The organism is Cupriavidus sp. PB-02, assembly GCF_058252315.1.
Genome location: NZ_CM177694.1, coordinates 3843652 through 3860562, shown reverse-complemented (window position 1 = coordinate 3860562; position 16911 = coordinate 3843652). Strand labels below are relative to the sequence as shown.

13 protein-coding genes are annotated in these 16911 nt (G+C 66.3%); 12 read left to right on the top strand and 1 reads right to left on the bottom strand.

Annotated features, from left to right (window positions below):
* Positions 1-7: 7 nt before the first annotated feature.
* The 11 genes from mraY (at position 8) to lpxC (ending at position 13156) form a co-directional block, all read left to right on the top strand.
* Positions 8-1177, top strand: a complete 1170-nt coding sequence (gene mraY, locus AC10V3_RS18125; protein WP_022536685.1) for a phospho-N-acetylmuramoyl-pentapeptide-transferase — start codon at positions 8-10, stop codon at positions 1175-1177.
* 57 nt (positions 1178-1234) lie between these two features.
* On the top strand, positions 1235-2746 hold the full coding sequence (murD, locus tag AC10V3_RS18120) for a UDP-N-acetylmuramoyl-L-alanine--D-glutamate ligase (protein WP_022536684.1): 1512 nt from the start codon (positions 1235-1237) through the stop codon (positions 2744-2746).
* Positions 2743-3984 (top strand): putative lipid II flippase FtsW, encoded by a 1242-nt coding sequence (ftsW, locus tag AC10V3_RS18115; protein WP_022536683.1) that lies wholly within the window; start codon positions 2743-2745, stop codon positions 3982-3984. Before murD ends, ftsW begins: the two co-directional genes overlap by 4 nt.
* A 100-nt stretch (positions 3985-4084) precedes the next feature.
* Positions 4085-5155 carry an undecaprenyldiphospho-muramoylpentapeptide beta-N-acetylglucosaminyltransferase gene (gene murG / locus AC10V3_RS18110; RefSeq protein WP_022536682.1) on the top strand — a complete coding sequence of 357 codons (1071 nt, stop codon included), beginning with the start codon at positions 4085-4087 and terminating at the stop codon, positions 5153-5155.
* Positions 5156-5177: 22 nt separating this feature from the next.
* Positions 5178-6605 carry a UDP-N-acetylmuramate--L-alanine ligase gene (gene murC, locus AC10V3_RS18105; RefSeq protein WP_022536681.1) on the top strand — a complete coding sequence of 476 codons (1428 nt, stop codon included), beginning with the start codon at positions 5178-5180 and terminating at the stop codon, positions 6603-6605.
* Positions 6602-7585 carry a D-alanine--D-alanine ligase gene (locus AC10V3_RS18100; protein ID WP_022536680.1) on the top strand — a complete coding sequence of 328 codons (984 nt, stop codon included), beginning with the start codon at positions 6602-6604 and terminating at the stop codon, positions 7583-7585. Before murC ends, AC10V3_RS18100 begins: the two co-directional genes overlap by 4 nt.
* A gap of 29 nt (positions 7586-7614) precedes the next feature.
* Entirely contained in the window at positions 7615-8508 is an 894-nt protein-coding gene (locus tag AC10V3_RS18095; RefSeq protein ID WP_022536679.1) for a cell division protein FtsQ/DivIB, read from the top strand.
* On the top strand, positions 8505-9737 hold the full coding sequence (ftsA, locus tag AC10V3_RS18090; protein WP_022536678.1) for a cell division protein FtsA: 1233 nt from the start codon (positions 8505-8507) through the stop codon (positions 9735-9737). The genes AC10V3_RS18095 and ftsA overlap by 4 nt, the downstream gene beginning before the upstream one ends.
* A 185-nt stretch (positions 9738-9922) precedes the next feature.
* Positions 9923-11116 carry a cell division protein FtsZ gene (ftsZ, locus tag AC10V3_RS18085; protein WP_022536677.1) on the top strand — a complete coding sequence of 398 codons (1194 nt, stop codon included), beginning with the start codon at positions 9923-9925 and terminating at the stop codon, positions 11114-11116.
* 462 nt (positions 11117-11578) lie between these two features.
* Positions 11579-12085: a peroxiredoxin gene (locus AC10V3_RS18080; protein ID WP_022536676.1), complete on the top strand. Its 507-nt coding sequence runs from the start codon at positions 11579-11581 to the stop codon at positions 12083-12085.
* Between the two features lie 153 nt (positions 12086-12238).
* A complete protein-coding gene (lpxC, locus tag AC10V3_RS18075) occupies positions 12239-13156 on the top strand; it encodes a UDP-3-O-acyl-N-acetylglucosamine deacetylase (RefSeq protein WP_022536675.1) in 918 nt (305 codons plus the stop codon).
* 67 nt (positions 13157-13223) lie between these two features.
* On the opposite strand, the gene AC10V3_RS18070 is transcribed toward lpxC, so the two are convergent.
* On the bottom strand, positions 13224-13742 hold the full coding sequence (locus AC10V3_RS18070; RefSeq protein WP_022536674.1) for a hypothetical protein: 519 nt from the start codon (positions 13740-13742) through the stop codon (positions 13224-13226).
* A gap of 295 nt (positions 13743-14037) precedes the next feature.
* On the opposite strand from AC10V3_RS18070, the gene secA reads away from it, so the two are divergent.
* Complete coding sequence (secA, locus tag AC10V3_RS18065) at positions 14038-16815, top strand: preprotein translocase subunit SecA (RefSeq protein WP_022536673.1); 2778 nt, start codon at positions 14038-14040, stop codon at positions 16813-16815.
* Positions 16816-16911: the final 96 nt, after the last annotated feature.

The window sequence follows — 16911 nt, the reverse complement described above, 5'->3', positions numbered from 1 at the left end:
CAACACGATGTTATTGGCTCTGGCCCAGTGGCTGCAAAACGACTACAGCTTCCTCCGGGTCGTCAACTACCTGACCTTTCGCGCGGTGATGGCCAACCTCACCGCGCTCCTGATCGGCCTGGCGTTCGGTCCGTGGGTGATCCGCAAGCTGACCGAGCTGAAGGTCGGCCAGGCGGTACGCACCATCGGCCCGCAGACGCACCTGGTCAAGGCCGGCACGCCGACCATGGGCGGCGTGCTGGTGCTGGTGTCCATCGCGGTGTCGACGCTGCTGTGGTGCGACTGGGGCAACCGTTTTATCTGGGTGGTGATGCTGGTTACCTTCGGCTATGGCGCGATCGGCTGGGTCGACGACTACCGCAAGGTGGTCTATCGCGACCCACGCGGCATGTCGAGCCGCGAGAAGTTTTTCTGGCAGACGCTGATCGGCCTGGTGGCCGCGGTCTACCTGGCGTTCTCGGTGTCGGAAAGCAGCAACGTGAAGGTGTGGGACCTGTTCCTGAGCTGGGTCGAGGGCGGGCTGTCGCTGGACATGCCGTACAAGTCCAACCTGATCGTGCCCTTCTTCAAGGAAATCAGCTACCCGCTGGGCGTGGCCGGCTTCATCGTGCTGACCTACCTGGTGATCGTCGGCTCGAGCAACGCGGTCAACCTGACCGACGGGCTGGACGGGCTCGTGATCATGCCGGTGGTGCTGGTCGGCAGCGGGCTGGGCGTGTTTGCCTATGTGATGGGCAGCTCGGTCTACAGCAAGTACCTGCTGTTCCCGCATATCCCGGGCGCGGGCGAGCTGCTGATCTTCTGCTCGGCGCTGGGCGGGGCGGGGCTGGCCTTCCTCTGGTTCAACGCGCATCCGGCGCAGGTGTTCATGGGCGACGTGGGCGCGCTGGCGCTGGGCGGCGCGCTCGGCACGGTGGCGGTGATCGTGCGCCAGGAAATCGTGCTGTTCGTGATGGGCGGCATCTTCGTGGTGGAAACGCTGTCGGTGATGCTGCAGGTGACGTGGTTCAAGATCACCAAGCGCCGTTATGGTGAGGGCCGGCGGCTGTTTCGGATGGCGCCGCTGCACCACCATTTCGAGCTGAGCGGCTGGAAGGAAACGCAGGTCACGGTGCGCTTCTGGATCATCACCATGCTGCTGGTGCTGATCGGGTTGTCGACACTGAAGTTGCGCTGATCAGGGACTGACGGCGCTCTCTATATAGATACAGGAAACCAAAGGCAGGAAATCGAAGTGTTTGGCGAGCTGCAAAAACCTCATGTGCTGGTACTGGGCCTTGGCGAATCGGGCCTGGCCATGGCGCGCTGGTGTGGCCTGAACGGCTGCGCGGTGCGCGTGGCCGACACGCGCGAGGCCCCCGCCAACCTTGTCTTCCTGCAGGCCGAGCTGACTTCGGCCGAATTCGTCGGCGGCCCGTTCGCCGACAGCCTGCTCGACGGCATCGGCCTGGTGGCGATCAGCCCGGGCCTGTCGCCGCTGGAAGCCGGTACTGGTGCGCTGTTGGCTGCCGCGCAGGCACGCGGTGTCCCCGTGTGGGGTGAGATCGAGCTGTTCGTGCGGGCGCTGAAGCATCTCGAAGCCGAGTCGGGCTACGCCCCGAAGATCCTGGCGATCACCGGCACCAACGGCAAGACCACCACCACCGCGCTGACCGGCCGGCTGGTCGAGCGCACCGGCAAGAGCGTGGCAGTGGCGGGCAATATCAGCCCGTCGGCGCTGGACAAGCTGTCGGCCTGCATCGCCTCGGCGACGCTGCCGGAGGTCTGGGTGCTGGAGCTGTCGAGCTTCCAGCTCGAAACCACGCACACGCTGGCGCCGCATGCGGCCACCGTGCTCAACGTGACGCAGGACCACCTGGACTGGCACGGTTCGATGGAGGCCTATGCCGCCTCCAAGGCCCGTATCTTCGGGCCGGCGGACAGCGCCTGCGTGCAGGTGCTCAACCGCAATGACCGCTTGACGCTGGACATGGCGCGCCCGGGCCGCACACCGGTGACCTTTGGCACCGACCTGCCCGAAGTGCCGGGCAGCTTCGGCATCCTGCGCGAGGGCGGCATGCCCTGGCTGGTGCTGGCCGAACCCGATGCGGAGGCGGAAGGGGAGGGCAAGCCGCGCCGCCGCAAGGCCGCGGAGCTGGTCCGGGAAGCCGTGCCGGTGCGCCACAAGCGCCTGATGCCGGCCGATGCGCTGCATATCCGCGGCATGCACAACGCGACCAACGCAATGGCCGCGCTGGCGCTGTGCCGTGCCATCGACCTGCCGATGAACGCGCTGCTGCACGGCCTGCGCGAGTACCGCGGCGAGCCGCATCGCGTGGAGTGGGTCGCCACCATCGATGACGTCGAGTATTTCGACGACAGCAAGGGCACCAATGTCGGCGCGACCGTGGCCGCGCTGTCCGGGCTGGATAAGCGCGTGGTGCTGATTGCCGGTGGCGAAGGCAAGGGCCAGGACTTCTCGCCGCTGGCCGCGCCGGTGGCGCAGTACGCGCGCGCGGTGGTGCTGATCGGACGCGCCGCGGCTGAGCTGCGCGACGCGCTGCAGGGCAGCGGCGCCAGCCTGGTCGACGCGCCGACGCTGGAAGAGGCGGTCGCCAAGTCGACCGAGCTGGCCGAAGCAGGCGACGTGGTGCTGCTGTCGCCGGCGTGCGCTAGCCTCGACATGTTCCGCAACTACGTGCACCGCGCTGAAGTGTTCCGCGCCGCGGTGGAAGAACTGGCACTGTCCCGGGGGATCCTGCCATGAGCGAAACGCAGGTCAAGCGCAGCGGTTTCATCGGCGCCACCATCGGCAATGCCTGGGGTGGCCTGCGCGATGCGGTGTCGGGCGTCAAGCCGACCCGCTCCCGCATGATGGAGTACGACCAGCCCATGCTGTGGGTGTCGATCGTACTGCTCGCGCTCGGCCTGGTGATGGTCTATTCGGCCTCGATCGCGCTGCCGGATTCGCCGCGCTACGCCAACTACCGCGAGAGCCACTTCCTGCTGCGCCACGCGTTCGCACTGCTGATCGGGCTGTCGGTGGGGCTGGCGGCGTTCCAGGTTCCGGTCAAGGTCTGGGACCGCTATGCGCCCAAGCTCTTTATCTTCGCGCTGATCCTGCTGGTGATCGTGCTGGTCCCGTTCGTCGGCAAGGGCGTGAACGGCGCGCGCCGCTGGATCCCGCTGGGCGTGATGAACTTCCAGCCGTCCGAACTGATGAAGCTGGCGGTGGTGCTGTACGCGGCCAACTACACGGTGCGCAAGCAGGAGTGGATGCAGACCCTGTCCAAGGGCTTTTTGCCGATGGGCGTGGCGGTGGTGGTGGTGGGCATGCTGCTGCTGCTCGAGCCTGACATGGGTGCGTTCCTGGTGATCGCCGCGGTGGCCATGGGCATCCTGTTCCTGGGCGGCATCAACGGCAAGCTGTTCGCCGGGCTGGTCGGCGTGGCGGTGGGCGCGTTCGCGCTGCTGATCACGGCCTCGCCCTGGCGGCGCGAGCGGATCTTCGCCTACCTGAACCCGTGGGAAGAGAGCAATGCGCTGGGCAAGGCCTACCAGCTCACGCACTCGCTGATCGCCTTCGGCCGCGGCGAGTGGGCCGGGGTGGGGCTGGGCGGCAGCATCGAAAAGCTTCACTACCTGCCCGAGGCGCATACCGACTTCATCCTCGCCGTGATCGGCGAGGAATTCGGCTTTATCGGCGTGCTGGTGGTGATCGTGCTGTTCTACTGGCTGGTACGGCGCGCCTTCAATATCGGCCGCACCGCGCTGCAGCTGGATCGCACCTTTGCCGGCCTGGTGGCCAAGGGCATCGGCGTGTGGATCGGCTGGCAGACCTTTATCAATATGGGCGTGAACCTGGGCCTGCTGCCGACCAAGGGGCTGACGCTGCCGCTGGTGAGCTACGGCGGCTCGGGGATTTTGATGAACTGCGTGGCGTTGGCGATCTTGCTGCGGATTGATTACGAGAATCGTGTGTTGATGCGTGGAGGCAAGGTATGACGGCAACGCGTCAGTCCTCGATGCCCGGTATGCCGCGTGTGGGTGAAGCCATGCGCGCCGCGCGCAGCCACAATCGCGTACCGACGCGCGGAGGCCGGGCATGACCGCACCGCGCACCCTGCTCGTGATGGCCGGCGGCACCGGGGGACACGTGTTCCCGGGGCTGGCGGTCGCGCACGCGCTGCGCGAGCAAGGCTGGAAGGTGGTCTGGCTGGGCAACCGCACCGGCATGGAAGCCACGCTGGTGCCCAAGCACGACATCCCGATGGAGTTCATCCAGTTCGGCGGGCTGCGCGGCAAGGGCCTGGTGACCAAGTTCCTGCTGCCGCTGAACTTGCTGCGCGCGTTCTGGCAAAGCATCGGCGCGCTGCGCCGGGTGCGCCCGAGCGTGGTGCTGGGCATGGGCGGCTATATCACCTTCCCGGCGGGCATGATGGCGTCGCTGCTGGGGCGGCCGCTGGTGCTGCACGAGCAGAACTCGATCGCCGGCCTGGCCAACAAGGTGCTGGCCAAGGTGGCCGACCGCGTGCTGTGCGCGTTCCCGGACACGCTGCCCGGCGGCGAGTGGACCGGCAACCCGGTGCGCGAGGAAGTGGCGCATCTCGATGCGCCGGAAGCGCGCTACGACCAGCGCCCCGGCCCGCTGCGCATCCTGGTGGTGGGCGGCAGCCTGGGCGCGGCGGCACTGAACGAGGTGGTACCCAAGGCCGTCGCGCTGCTGCCCGAGGGCGAGCGCCCGGTGGTCACGCACCAGGCGGGCGCGAAGCAGATCGACACGCTGCGCGCCAATTACGCGGCCGCGCAGGTGCCGGCGCAGACCCTGCCGTTTATCGACGACATGGCGCGTGCCTATGCCGATGCGGACCTGGTGATCTGCCGCGCCGGCGCGATGACGGTGTCGGAAGTGGCCGCCGCGGGCGTGGCGGCGCTGTTCGTGCCGTTTCCGCACGCGGTGGACGACCACCAGACCACCAACGCGGAATTTTTGTCGAAGCAGGGCGCGGCCCTGCTGGTGCAGCAGAAAGACCTGACGGCCGAGGGGCTGGCGCAAACCATCGCCAGCCTGACCCGGCCGCAGCTGAAAGACATGGCGCGCCTGGCGCGCGGACTGGCCAAACCTGAGGCAACCCGGCGCGTCGCCGAGATCTGCAGTCAGCTGGCCAGGGACTGAAGCCTATTTAAGCAGCAATCGAATGAAGCATATCGTCAAGAACATCCACTTCGTGGGCATCGGCGGGGCCGGCATGAGCGGCATCGCCGAGGTCCTGCTGAACCTGGGATACAAGGTCTCGGGTTCGGACGTGGGCAGCAATGCCGCCACGCGGCGCCTGGCCTCGCTGGGCGCCACGGTCATGCACGGGCATGACGCGGCCAACGTTACCGGCGCAAACGCCGTGGTGGTATCGACCGCGGTCAGCGGCGACAACCCTGAAGTGCTGGCTGCCCGAAGCAAGCGCATCCCGGTGGTGCCGCGCGCGGTGATGCTGGCCGAACTGATGCGCCTGAAGCAGGGCGTGGCCATCGCCGGCACGCACGGCAAGACCACTACCACCAGCCTGGTGGCATCGGTGCTGGCCGAAGGCGGGCTCGATCCGACCTTCGTGATCGGCGGCCGCCTGAACTCGGCCGGCGCTAATGCGCGCCTGGGCACCGGCGACTTCATCGTGGCCGAGGCGGATGAGTCCGACGCGTCGTTCCTGAACCTGTTCCCGGTCATCGAGGTCATCACCAATATCGATGCCGACCATATGGACACCTACGGGCACGACTTTGCCCGGCTCAAGCAGGCGTTCATCGAATTCACCCAGCGGCTGCCGTTCTACGGCATCGCCGTGCTGTGCGTGGACGATCCCAACGTGCGCGAGATCCTGCCGTTCGTGTCCAAGCCGGTGGTGCGCTACGGGTTTGCCGAAGACGCGCAGATCCGTGCCGTGGAGGCGCGCGCGGTCGACGGCCAGATGCACTTCACCGTGCTGCGCCAGCTCAATGGCCATGCCGAGCCGCCGCTGGAGATCGTGCTGAACCTGCCCGGCCTGCACAACGTGCAGAACGCGCTGGCGGCGATCGCCATCGCCACCGAGCTGGAAGTGCCCGACGCCGCCATCGTCAAGGCGCTGCGCGAGTTCCACGGCGTGGGCCGGCGCTTCCAGCGCTACGGCGAGGTCGCCACGCCCGACGGCGCCGGCACCTTCACGCTGGTGGACGACTACGGCCACCACCCGGTGGAGATGGCCGCGACGCTGGCCGCGGCGCGCGGTGCGTTCCCCGATCGCCGCCTGGTGCTGGCGTTCCAGCCGCACCGCTTTACCCGTACGCGGGATTGTTTCGAGGACTTCGTCAAGGTCCTGGGCACTGTCGATGCGCTGCTGCTGTCCGAGGTCTACGCCGCCGGCGAGACGCCGATCGTGGCGGCCGACGGTCGTGCGCTGACCCGCGCGCTGCGCGTGGCCGGCAAGGTCGAACCTGTTTTCGTGGAGCAGATGGAAGAAATGCCGCAGGCCATCCTGAATGCCGTCCGGCCCGGCGATGTGGTCGTGACGATGGGCGCGGGCTCGATCGGGACCGTGCCGGGACAACTGGTGTCGCACCAGCAATCGGTGCAAGCGGGAGGCCAGCAATGAGCTTCGTCGCCCATCCCACTATCGATCCCAAGTCGCTGGGCAAGGTCGGCGTGCTGCTGGGCGGCCGCTCGGCCGAGCGCGAGATCTCGCTGATGTCGGGCAACGGCGTGCTGGCCGCGCTGCGTTCGCGCGGCGTCGATGCGCACCCGTTCGACCCGGGCCTGCAGGGTGTGGCCGAACTGGCCGCGGCCAAGTTTGATCGCGTCTTTATCGCGCTGCACGGCCGCTACGGCGAGGACGGCACCATGCAGGGCCTGCTCGAGCAGCTCGGCGTGCCATATACCGGCAGCGGCGTGCTGGCCTCGGCCATGGCGATGGACAAGCAGGCCACCAAGCGCCTGTGGATGACCCACGACCTGGCCACACCGCGCTTTGCCATGCTGCACGCGGACACCGACTTTGACGCCGTGGCCGCCGACCTGGGCCTGCCGCTGATCGTCAAGCCGGCGCGCGAGGGCTCGTCGATCGGCCTGACCAAGGTGACCGTCGCCGACCAGATGCGCGCGGCTTTCGAGAAGGCGGCCGCGCTCGATAACGACGTCATCGCCGAGGTTTTCATCGACGGCGCCGAGCTGACCTGCCCGCTGGTGGGCGAGGGCGAAACCGCCGAAGCGCTGCCGGTGATCCGCATCGTCGCGCCCGAAGCCAACTACGACTATCAAAATAAGTACTTTACTGACGATACCCAATACTTGTGTCCGTCAGGTCTGGATCCCGAGGTCGAACGGGAAGTCCAGGCGCTGACGGTGCAGGCCTACCGCGTACTGGGCTGCCGCGGCTGGGCGCGCGCCGACGTCATGCTGCGCGCCGACGGCAAGCCTTTCCTGCTCGAGATGAATACCTCGCCCGGGATGACCGGCCATTCGCTGGTGCCGATGGCGGCGCGCGCGGCCGGCATCAGCTACGAGGACTTCGTGCTGCAGGTGGTGGCCGCCGCGGCACTGGACCTGCATCCGAACGAGCACTGGAAACCCGAATAACACCGCAACCGATAGGACTGCCCCGGACCATGTGGCATAACGCACGCCTGCTCAACCTGATCGCTTCCACGCTGTACGCGGTGGTGGCGCTGATGGCGCTCGCGGCGGGCCTGCTGTGGCTGGCGCAGCGACCGGTGTTTGCCATCACCCATGTGGAGATCGCGCCGATGGACGGTGGTGCGCTGCGCCACGTGAACGCCCCCAGCGTGCGTGGCAGCGCGCTGGGCAAGCTCTCGGGCAACTTCTTCACGCTGGACCTGAACGCGGCGCGGCAGGCGTTCGAGTCGGTGCCTTGGGTGCGGCGCGCGAGCGTGCGGCGCGAGTGGCCCAACGGCCTGGCGGTCGAGGTCGAGGAACACGAGGCGCTCGGCACCTGGGGCTCGCCGGAAAGCGGGCGCCTGGTCAATACCTATGGCGAGGTGTTCGTCGCCAACACCGCCGAGGCGGAAGAGGATGCACAGCTGCTGGCGCTGGACGGGCCGCCGGGCAGCGAAGGCGACGTGATCGAGAAGCTCGAGGTCATGCGCCAGTGGTTCAGGCCGCTCAAGGCCGAGCCGCTGGCAGTGGCGCTGTCGGGCCGCTACGCCTGGCGGGCAAAGCTGTCCAACGGCATGGTGGTTGAGCTTGGCCGCGAGCAGAACGAAGACGAGCGCGCGGCCATGGAGCAGCGGGTCAGGCGTTTCGTGGCGGCATGGCCTCAGGTCACCGAGCAGTGGGGCAAGCAGATCGACTACGCCGACCTGCGTTATCCCAACGGCTTTGCCATCCGTGCCGCCAATGCCCGCTTCCTGACCGACGCGCAGGTTGCGGCGGCGGCCAGGGCGGAAAAAGCGGAGAAAGCGAAGGCGGCAGCAGCGGCTTCTGGTACTTCCAACAACAATCCGACGCGACTGAAGAGTAAGAACGCGGAGAAAACCCGATGAGCAAGGAATACAAGGACCTGTTGGTTGGTCTGGACATCGGCACCTCGAAGGTGGCGGCGGTGGTGGCAGAACTGCGCCCCGACGGCAGCTACGAGGTGATCGGGATGGGCCAGTCAGAGTCCAAGGGTCTGAAGAAAGGGGTCGTGGTCAATATCGAGGCCACCGTGCAGTCGATCCAGAAGGCGCTGGAAGAGGCCGAGCTGATGGCCGACTGCAAGATTTCGGAGGTCTTTACCGGCATTGCAGGCAGCCATATCCGCAGCTTCAACTCCAGCGGCATGGTGGCGATCAAGGACAAGGAGGTCACGCAGACCGACGTGGCGCGCGTGATCGAGACCGCCAAGGCGGTCAATATCCCGACCGACCAGCAGATCCTGCACATCCTGACGCAGGAATTCATCATCGACGGCCAGGAGGACGTGCGCGAGCCCATCGGCATGAGCGGCATCCGCCTGGAAGTGAAGGTGCATATCGTCACCGGCGCGGTGAGCGCCGCGCAGAACATCGTCAAGTGCGTGCGCCGCTGTGGCCTGGAAGTGCACGACCTGATCCTGCAGCCGCTGGCCTCGAGCCTGGCGGTGCTGACCGAGGACGAGAAGGAACTGGGCGTGGTGCTGGTCGACATCGGCGGCGGCACCACCGACATCGCCATCTTCAGCGAAGGCGCGATCCGCCATACGGCCGTGATCCCCATCGCCGGCGACCAGATCACCAACGATATTGCGATGGCGCTGCGCACGCCGACGCCCGACGCCGAGGACATCAAGATCCAGTACGGCATCGCCAAGCAGGCGATCGCCGACCCGGAAGACATGATCGAAGTCCCCGGCGTGGGCGACCGCGGCACGCGCACGCTCAGCCGCCAGGCACTGGCAGCGGTGATCGAGCCGCGCATCGAAGAGCTGTACTCGCTGGTGCACCAGGTGGTGCGCGAGTCCGGCTATGAAGAACTGTTGTCGTCCGGCGTGGTCATCACCGGTGGGACCGCGATGATGCCGGGCATGGTCGAGCTGGGCGAAGACATCTTTCTCAAGCCCGTGCGCGTGGGCGTGCCGGAGTACCGCGGCAACCTGCACGAGGTAGTGAAGAGCCCGCGCTATGCAACGGTGATGGGCCTGCTGCTGGAAGGTCGCGTGCAACGCATGCGCGGACGCAAGGTCGCGGTGCAGAGCGGGTCGGTCAAGCAGGTGTGGGCCCGCATGAAGGAATGGTTTGTCGGCAATTTCTAAGCATCAGGGAAATTGACGGCCAGTCGATGCAACGGCGCGCCAGTGGTCTTGTCTACCGGACAGGCCGTGGCGCGTTGAGCGGAAGGTTTCTGGTTCTTTTCTTTTTAATGGTTTCTTGTTCAGGAACCAGGGGTTGCGGCGGGGAGGCTGCATCGTCTGGGGACTGATTCTTCTCGGAGGCAGTGATGGACTTTGACATGATCGAAACGGAAGTGCAGGACGGCACCATCATCAAGGTGGTTGGCGTGGGCGGTGCGGGCGGTAACGCCGTGCAGCACATGATCAGCCGCGGCGTGCAAGGCGTCGAATTCATCTGCATGAACACCGATGCTCAGGCGCTCAAGCGCTCGAGCGCTTCGCGCGTGCTGCAACTCGGCAACACGGGTCTGGGCGCCGGCGCCAAGCCGGAAGTCGGCCGCAACTGCGCGGATCAGGCGCGGGAGCAGATCGCCGACGCCCTGCGCGGCGCGCACATGGTCTTCATCACTGCCGGCATGGGCGGCGGTACCGGTACCGGTGCCGCGCCGATCGTGGCGCAGGTTGCCAAGGAAATGGGCATCCTGACCGTAGGGGTGGTCAGCAAGCCGTTCGAGTTCGAAGGCGCACGCCGCGCCAAGGTGGCCGAACATGGTTCGAGCGAGCTGGAATCGTCGGTCGATTCGCTGATCGTTGTGCTCAACGAGAAGCTGTTCGAAGTGATGGGCGACGACGCCGAGATGGACGCGTGCTTCCAGTGCGCCGACGACGTGCTGCACAACGCGGTGGCCGGCATTGCCGAGATCATCAATGTTGACGGCCTGGTGAACGTCGACTTCGAAGACGTGAAGACGGTGATGGGCGAGCAGGGCAAGGCCATGATGGGGACGGCCACCGTGTCGGGCGTGGATCGCGCCCGCCTGGCGGCCGAACAGGCCGTGGCCAGCCCGCTGCTGGAAGGCGTGGACCTGTCCGGCGCGCGCGGCGTGCTGGTCAACATCACCGCCAGCCGTTCGCTGAAGCTGTCGGAAACCAAGGAAGTCATGAACACCATCCGCAGCTATGCCGCGGAAGATGCGACCGTGATCTTCGGTACGGTGTACGACGATTCGATGAGCGATGCGCTGCGCGTGACCGTGGTCGCCACGGGCCTGGGCCGCTCGGCCAAGAAGCAACAGCCGATGACGCTGCTCAAGACCGGTACCGACAACATGCCGGTACAGATGATGAGCGGCATGACCGCGGCCGCGGCCACGCACCACTCGCCGGACTACAGCGGGCTGGACACGCCGGCGGTGTGGCGCAGCTCGCGCGAGTCGGCGTCGGCTCACGTGGCGGCGCTGCAGGAAAAGGGTGTGGATACGTACGACATCCCGGCCTTCCTGCGCAAGCAGGCAGACTGAGCCCGGACCGGCGCGGCATCGGTGCTTCCACCGGCCGCCTGACGGATCGCGTCGCCTTGTCGCGAAGCACGTGCGCTCCCCATCCGCGCGTGCCTAGCATGGACTGACGTGACCCGGCAGGCAGCCGGCGGCGCCGCGCCGCCTGCTGGTCGCGAGCTTCACCCACATCCCGTCGCCGGGCAAGGCGTGCCGCTGGCCGCCTCCCCGGACTGGTTTCCCGCCTTCCCGGTCGGGATGTATCGACGTCCGCGCGGCGCACCCACAAGGTGCGTCGCGCGGACGTCTTTGTAGCAAGCTGTATCGCTAGTTGTATCGAATTCATGGCGAATGTCACCGGATGTGATCCGGCTTTGGCATCGCTGCCAGGGCGCCTATGATCTTGAGGTTCCCCGCCGCAAGGGTGTGCGCATGCATCCGGCCCATCCGTCCTATTCTTCAGAAAACCCAGGAAGACCACGAGCCATGATCACTGTCGGATCCCGCGTCCCGGACGCCACGCTGCAGGAATTCATTGAAACGGAAAGCGAAGGTTGCGTACTGGGACCCAACGCTTTCAAGGTGGCCGACCTCGTGCGCGGCCGCAAGATCGTGGTGTTCGGCCTGCCCGGCGCTTTCACCCCTACCTGCTCGGCCAAGCATGTGCCCGGCTATGTGCAGCATGCCGCGGCGCTGCGCGACGCCGGCATCGACGAGGTCTGGTGCGTGTCGGTCAACGATGCTTTTGTGATGGGTGCGTGGGGCCGCGAACAACAGGTCGCCGGCACGGTGCGCATGATGGCAGACGGCAGTGCGGAATGGACGCGCGCGCTCGGCCTGGAGCAGGACCTGAGCGCCCGTGGCCTGGGTCTACGCTCGAAACGCTACGCGATGGTGATCGACGATGGCGTGGTGACCCGGCTCGAGGTGGAGGCGCCCGGCGAATTCCGCGTCAGCAGCGCCGAGGCTGTGCTGGCAGCGTTGCGCGGCTGACACAGTCATCCGGGTAAACGTGGACAATGCGCAACTTGTTAAGGCAGTGTTACCAGCCGGAAACAAAACCCGGCTGCAGCGCCCCTGAGGTGGTGGTAAAATCCCTTAATCAAAAAAACCGCCCGATAGATTTTTATAATAGTTGAGGCTGTCATGCTCAAACAGCGCACGATCAAATCCCTGGTGAAGACGGTTGGCATCGGCCTGCACTCGGGTCGCAAGGTCACGCTGACCCTGCGTCCCGCGCCGGCCGATACCGGCATCGTCTTTACCCGCGTCGACCTGCCCGAGGCCGTCGAGATTCCCGTGGCCGCATCGGCCATCGGCGACACGCGCCTGGCATCGGTGCTGCAGAAGGATGGCGCGCGCGTTTCGACCGTCGAGCACCTGATGTCGGCGTGCGCGGGCCTGGGCATCGACAACCTCTATGTCGACGTCGATGCCGAGGAAATCCCGATCATGGACGGCAGCGCCGCGTCCTTCGTATTCCTGCTGCAGTCGGCAGGCATCGAAGAGCAGAACGCGCTGAAGACCTTTATCCGCGTGAAGAAGGCGGTCGAAGTGCGCGAGGGCGACAAGCTCGCGCGCCTGGAGCCGTATTTCGGCTTCAAGCTGTCGTTCACCATCGACTTCCGCCACCCGGCGGTCGATAAGACCGGCCAGACCTTCGAGATCGACTTCGGCGACACCAGCTACGTGCGCGAAATCGCCCGTGCCCGCACCTTCGGCTTTGCCCACGAGGTGGAGGCGCTGCGCGAGATGGGCCTGGCCCGTGGCGGCAGCCTGGACAACGCCATCGTGCTGGACGAGCACCGCATGCTCAACAACGAGGAACTGCGCTACGGCGACGAGTTCGTGCGCCACAAGATCCTGGATGCGATCGGCGACCTGTATGTGGTGGGCCATCCGCTGATCGGCGCCTATGTGGCAAACAAGTCGGGCCACGGCCTGAACAACCAGCTGCTGCGCGCGCTGCTGGCCGACCAGGAAGCCTACGAGCTGGTCACCTTCGACCGCGTCGAGGAAGCTCCCGCGGCCTTCCTGCCGCAGGCACAGCCAGCGTTTGCCTGAGTCACGCAACCTGCCGGCCGCACAACGAAAAGCCGACCCTCGGGTCGGCTTTCTTGTTTTTTCCGAATTACCGGGACGGCGCCTGGCGATGGTGGGCGAGCAGCGTATTGAGCGCGTCGCGCAGCGGCGAATCCGGCAGGCTGCGCGCCAGCTGGTCCAGGTTGGCGAGCCCCGTGGGCGTCATGCGGCCGCCGGTGCGCTGGCGCTGCACGGGCTCCACCTCCCAGTCCGCGTGGCGCGACACCTCCGGCTGCACCCGCACCCGGATCGCGGTGATCTGCGAGCCGCGCTGCTGCAGCCGCGTGAGCAGCGTGGGTACCACCTGGCGCACGCGGGCCGCGGCGGCGCCGTGGGCGGCAAGCAACAGCAGCACCTGGGCGTTGGGGTCGCTTGCATCACGCTTGACCCCGGCCACAGCCAAACCGTCGCGCATGCCGGCGGGCAGCAGCGCCAGCACCTCGGCCTCCAGCACCGAAAGCTGGCGCGCGGTCTGCATCAGCGTCGAAACCGGGCCGGCCTTGGCCAGCCAGTCGTTGAGCGGCTTGGCGGCGGGGGTCTGCAGGGCGTGGTGGGTGAAGCGGCGCATGCATGCATTCTAGCAAGGGGCGCGGGGGCCGCCTTGCCCAACTGTGGATTGAAGCTGCGGCGGCCGCCCCAAACTGCGGCTGGTGGGGCGCGCGGGCAATCGTGCGGGCGATAAGCGTGGTCGACATTCGGCAGGCTTGCCCGCCCTTGCCGGACGGGGCCCGGCGCGTTCCGGCCGTGACCCCGGCACATGATAAACTCGGCGTTTTGCGCCAATCTATCCATTCCTCGCCCGGTCGCCGGAGCAGCCCGCATCCCTGGGGTGCCACCCGGTTCCGCGCAGGTGAAAGCAATCGATGATCACCGGCCTTCTCAAGAAAGTCTTCGGCAGCCGCAACGAGCGGCTGATCAAACAATATCTCCGCACGGTGGTGCAGATCAATGCGCTGGAGCCGAAGTACGAGCAGCTCTCGGACGACGAGCTGCGCGGCATGACCGAGACCTTCCGGCAGCGCCACGCCGCTGGCGAGTCGCTCGAAGCGCTGCTGCCCGAGGCTTTCGCCGTGTGCCGCGAGGCGAGCAAGCGGGTCATGAAGATGCGCCACTTCGACGTGCAGCTGATCGGCGGCATGGTGCTGAACGACAACAAGATCGCCGAAATGCGCACCGGCGAAGGCAAGACGCTGACCGCGACGCTGGCCGTGTACCTCAATGCCATCACCGGCAAGGGCGTGCACGTGGTGACCGTCAACGACTACCTGGCGCAGCGCGATGCTGAGTGGATGGGCCGCCTGTACAACTTCCTGGGCCTGTCGGTGGGTGTGAACCTGTCGCAGATGCCGCATGACGAGAAGCAGGCCGCGTACAACGCCGACATCACCTATGGCACCAACAACGAGTTCGGCTTCGACTACCTGCGCGACAACATGGTCTACGACCCGTCGCAGCGGGTCCAGCGGCCAATGAACTACGCCATCGTCGATGAAGTGGACTCGATCCTGATCGACGAGGCCCGCACGCCGCTGATCATCTCCGGTCAGGCCGAGAACCAGACCGACCTGTACCAGCGCATGAACGGCATTCCCAAGCTGCTCGAGCGCCAGATCGGCGAGGAAAAGGCCGATGGCACCGGCGTCGAGAAGCCGGGCGACTACTACGTCGACGAGAAGGGCCACCAGGTCTACCTGACCGAAGCCGGCCACGAGAAGGCCGAAGAGATCCTGGCGCAGCAGGGCCTGATCGGTGAAGGCGAGTCGGTGTACGCGCCGCAGAACATCACGCTGATGCACCACCTGTACGCCGCCCTGCGCGCGCACAGCCTGTTCCATCGCGACCAGCACTATGTGGTGCAGAACGATGAAGTCGTGATCGTCGACGAATTCACCGGCCGCCTGATGACGGGACGGCGCTGGTCCGACGGCCTGCACCAGGCTGTCGAAGCCAAGGAAGGCGTCACCGTCCAGCAGGAAAACCAGACGCTGGCGACCATTACCTTCCAGAACTACTTCCGGATGTACAACAAGCTGGCCGGCATGACCGGCACGGCCGACACTGAAGCGTATGAATTCCAGGAGATCTACGGCCTGGAAGTGGTGGTGATCCCGACCAACCGCCCGGCCCAGCGCAAGGACCAGCAGGACCAGATCTACAAGACCGGCAAGGAGCGCTACGACGCCGTGGTGCGCGATATCCGCGACTGCTACGAGCGTGGCCAGCCGGTGCTGGTCGGCACCACCTCGATCGAGACCTCGGAATACCTGTCGGGCCTGCTCGAGCGGGAAACGCTGCCGCACCAGGTGCTCAACGCCAAGCAGCACGCGCGCGAAGCCGAGATCGTGGCGCAGGCGGGCCGTCCCAAGATGATCACCATCGCCACCAACATGGCCGGTCGCGGTACCGATATCGTGCTGGGCGGCAATGTGGAGAAGCAGTCGGGCTTTATCGAGGCGGATCCGAACCTGTCCGATGCCGAGAAGGCCGCGCGCATCAAGCAGCTCGAGGACGAGTGGCATTCACTGCACGAGCAGGTCAAGGCCGCTGGCGGCCTGCATATCGTCGGCACCGAGCGCCATGAGTCGCGCCGGATCGACAACCAGCTGCGAGGCCGTGCCGGCCGCCAGGGCGACCCGGGCTCGTCGCGGTTCTATCTGTCGCTGGACGACCAGCTGCTGCGCATCTTCGCCGGCGACCGCGTGCGCGCCATCATGGAACGCCTGAAGATGCCCGAGGGCGAGCCGATCGAAGCCGGCATCGTCACGCGCTCGATCGAATCGGCGCAGCGCAAGGTCGAGGGCCGCAACTTCGATATCCGCAAGCAACTGCTGCAGTACGACGACGTCGCCAACGACCAGCGCAAGGAAATCTACAAGCTGCGCAACGACGTGCTCGAAGCCCAGGACGTCGGCGACATGGTGGCCAACCTGCGCCAGAGCGTGCTGGTGGAACTGTTCCGCGACCACGTGCCGGCCGACACCATGGAAGAGCAGTGGGACATCGCCAGCCTGGAAACGCGCCTGCGCGAAGACTGGGGCCTGGAAGTGCCGCTGGCGAAGACTATCGAGGGCGCGCAGAGCATCGAGGACGAAGAGCTGCTCAACCTGATCATGCAGGCGGCCAAGGAGCGCTACGACAGCAAGGTCGCGATGGTCGGCCGCGAGTCGTTCGCCGGCTTCGAGCGTTCGGTCATGCTGCAGAGCATCGACACGCACTGGCGCGAGCACCTGGCGGCGCTGGACCACCTGCGCCAGGGTATCCACCTGCGCGGCTATGCGCAGAAGGATCCCAAGCAGGAATACAAGCGCGAATCGTTCGAACTGTTCGCGCGCCTGCTGGACGTGATCAAGAGCGAAGTCACGCGCGTGACCTTCAACGTGCAGATCCAGTCGCCGGAAGAACTGGAACAAGCTTCTGAGCAGATCGAGGAAGGCCTGTCGCACCTGGAGAACGTGCAGTACAAGCACGACGAGTTCGCCGAAGGGCGCGAGCCAGTCGAGGAAGTGCCGTCGCCACGCACCGGCGCGGCCATGGCCGCTGCCGAACTGGCGCTGGCGGGCATGCCCAAGGTCGGCCGCAACGATCCGTGCCCGTGCGGCTCGGGCAAGAAGTTCAAGCAGTGCCACGGCAGGCTGAGCTGAGCCGCGCACCGGTATGACGTCGTTCCCGCCGCTCGGGGAATGACGCGATAGGAAACGACATGCCCGCCCTCCGCGGGCATGTTTGTCTGAGACAAG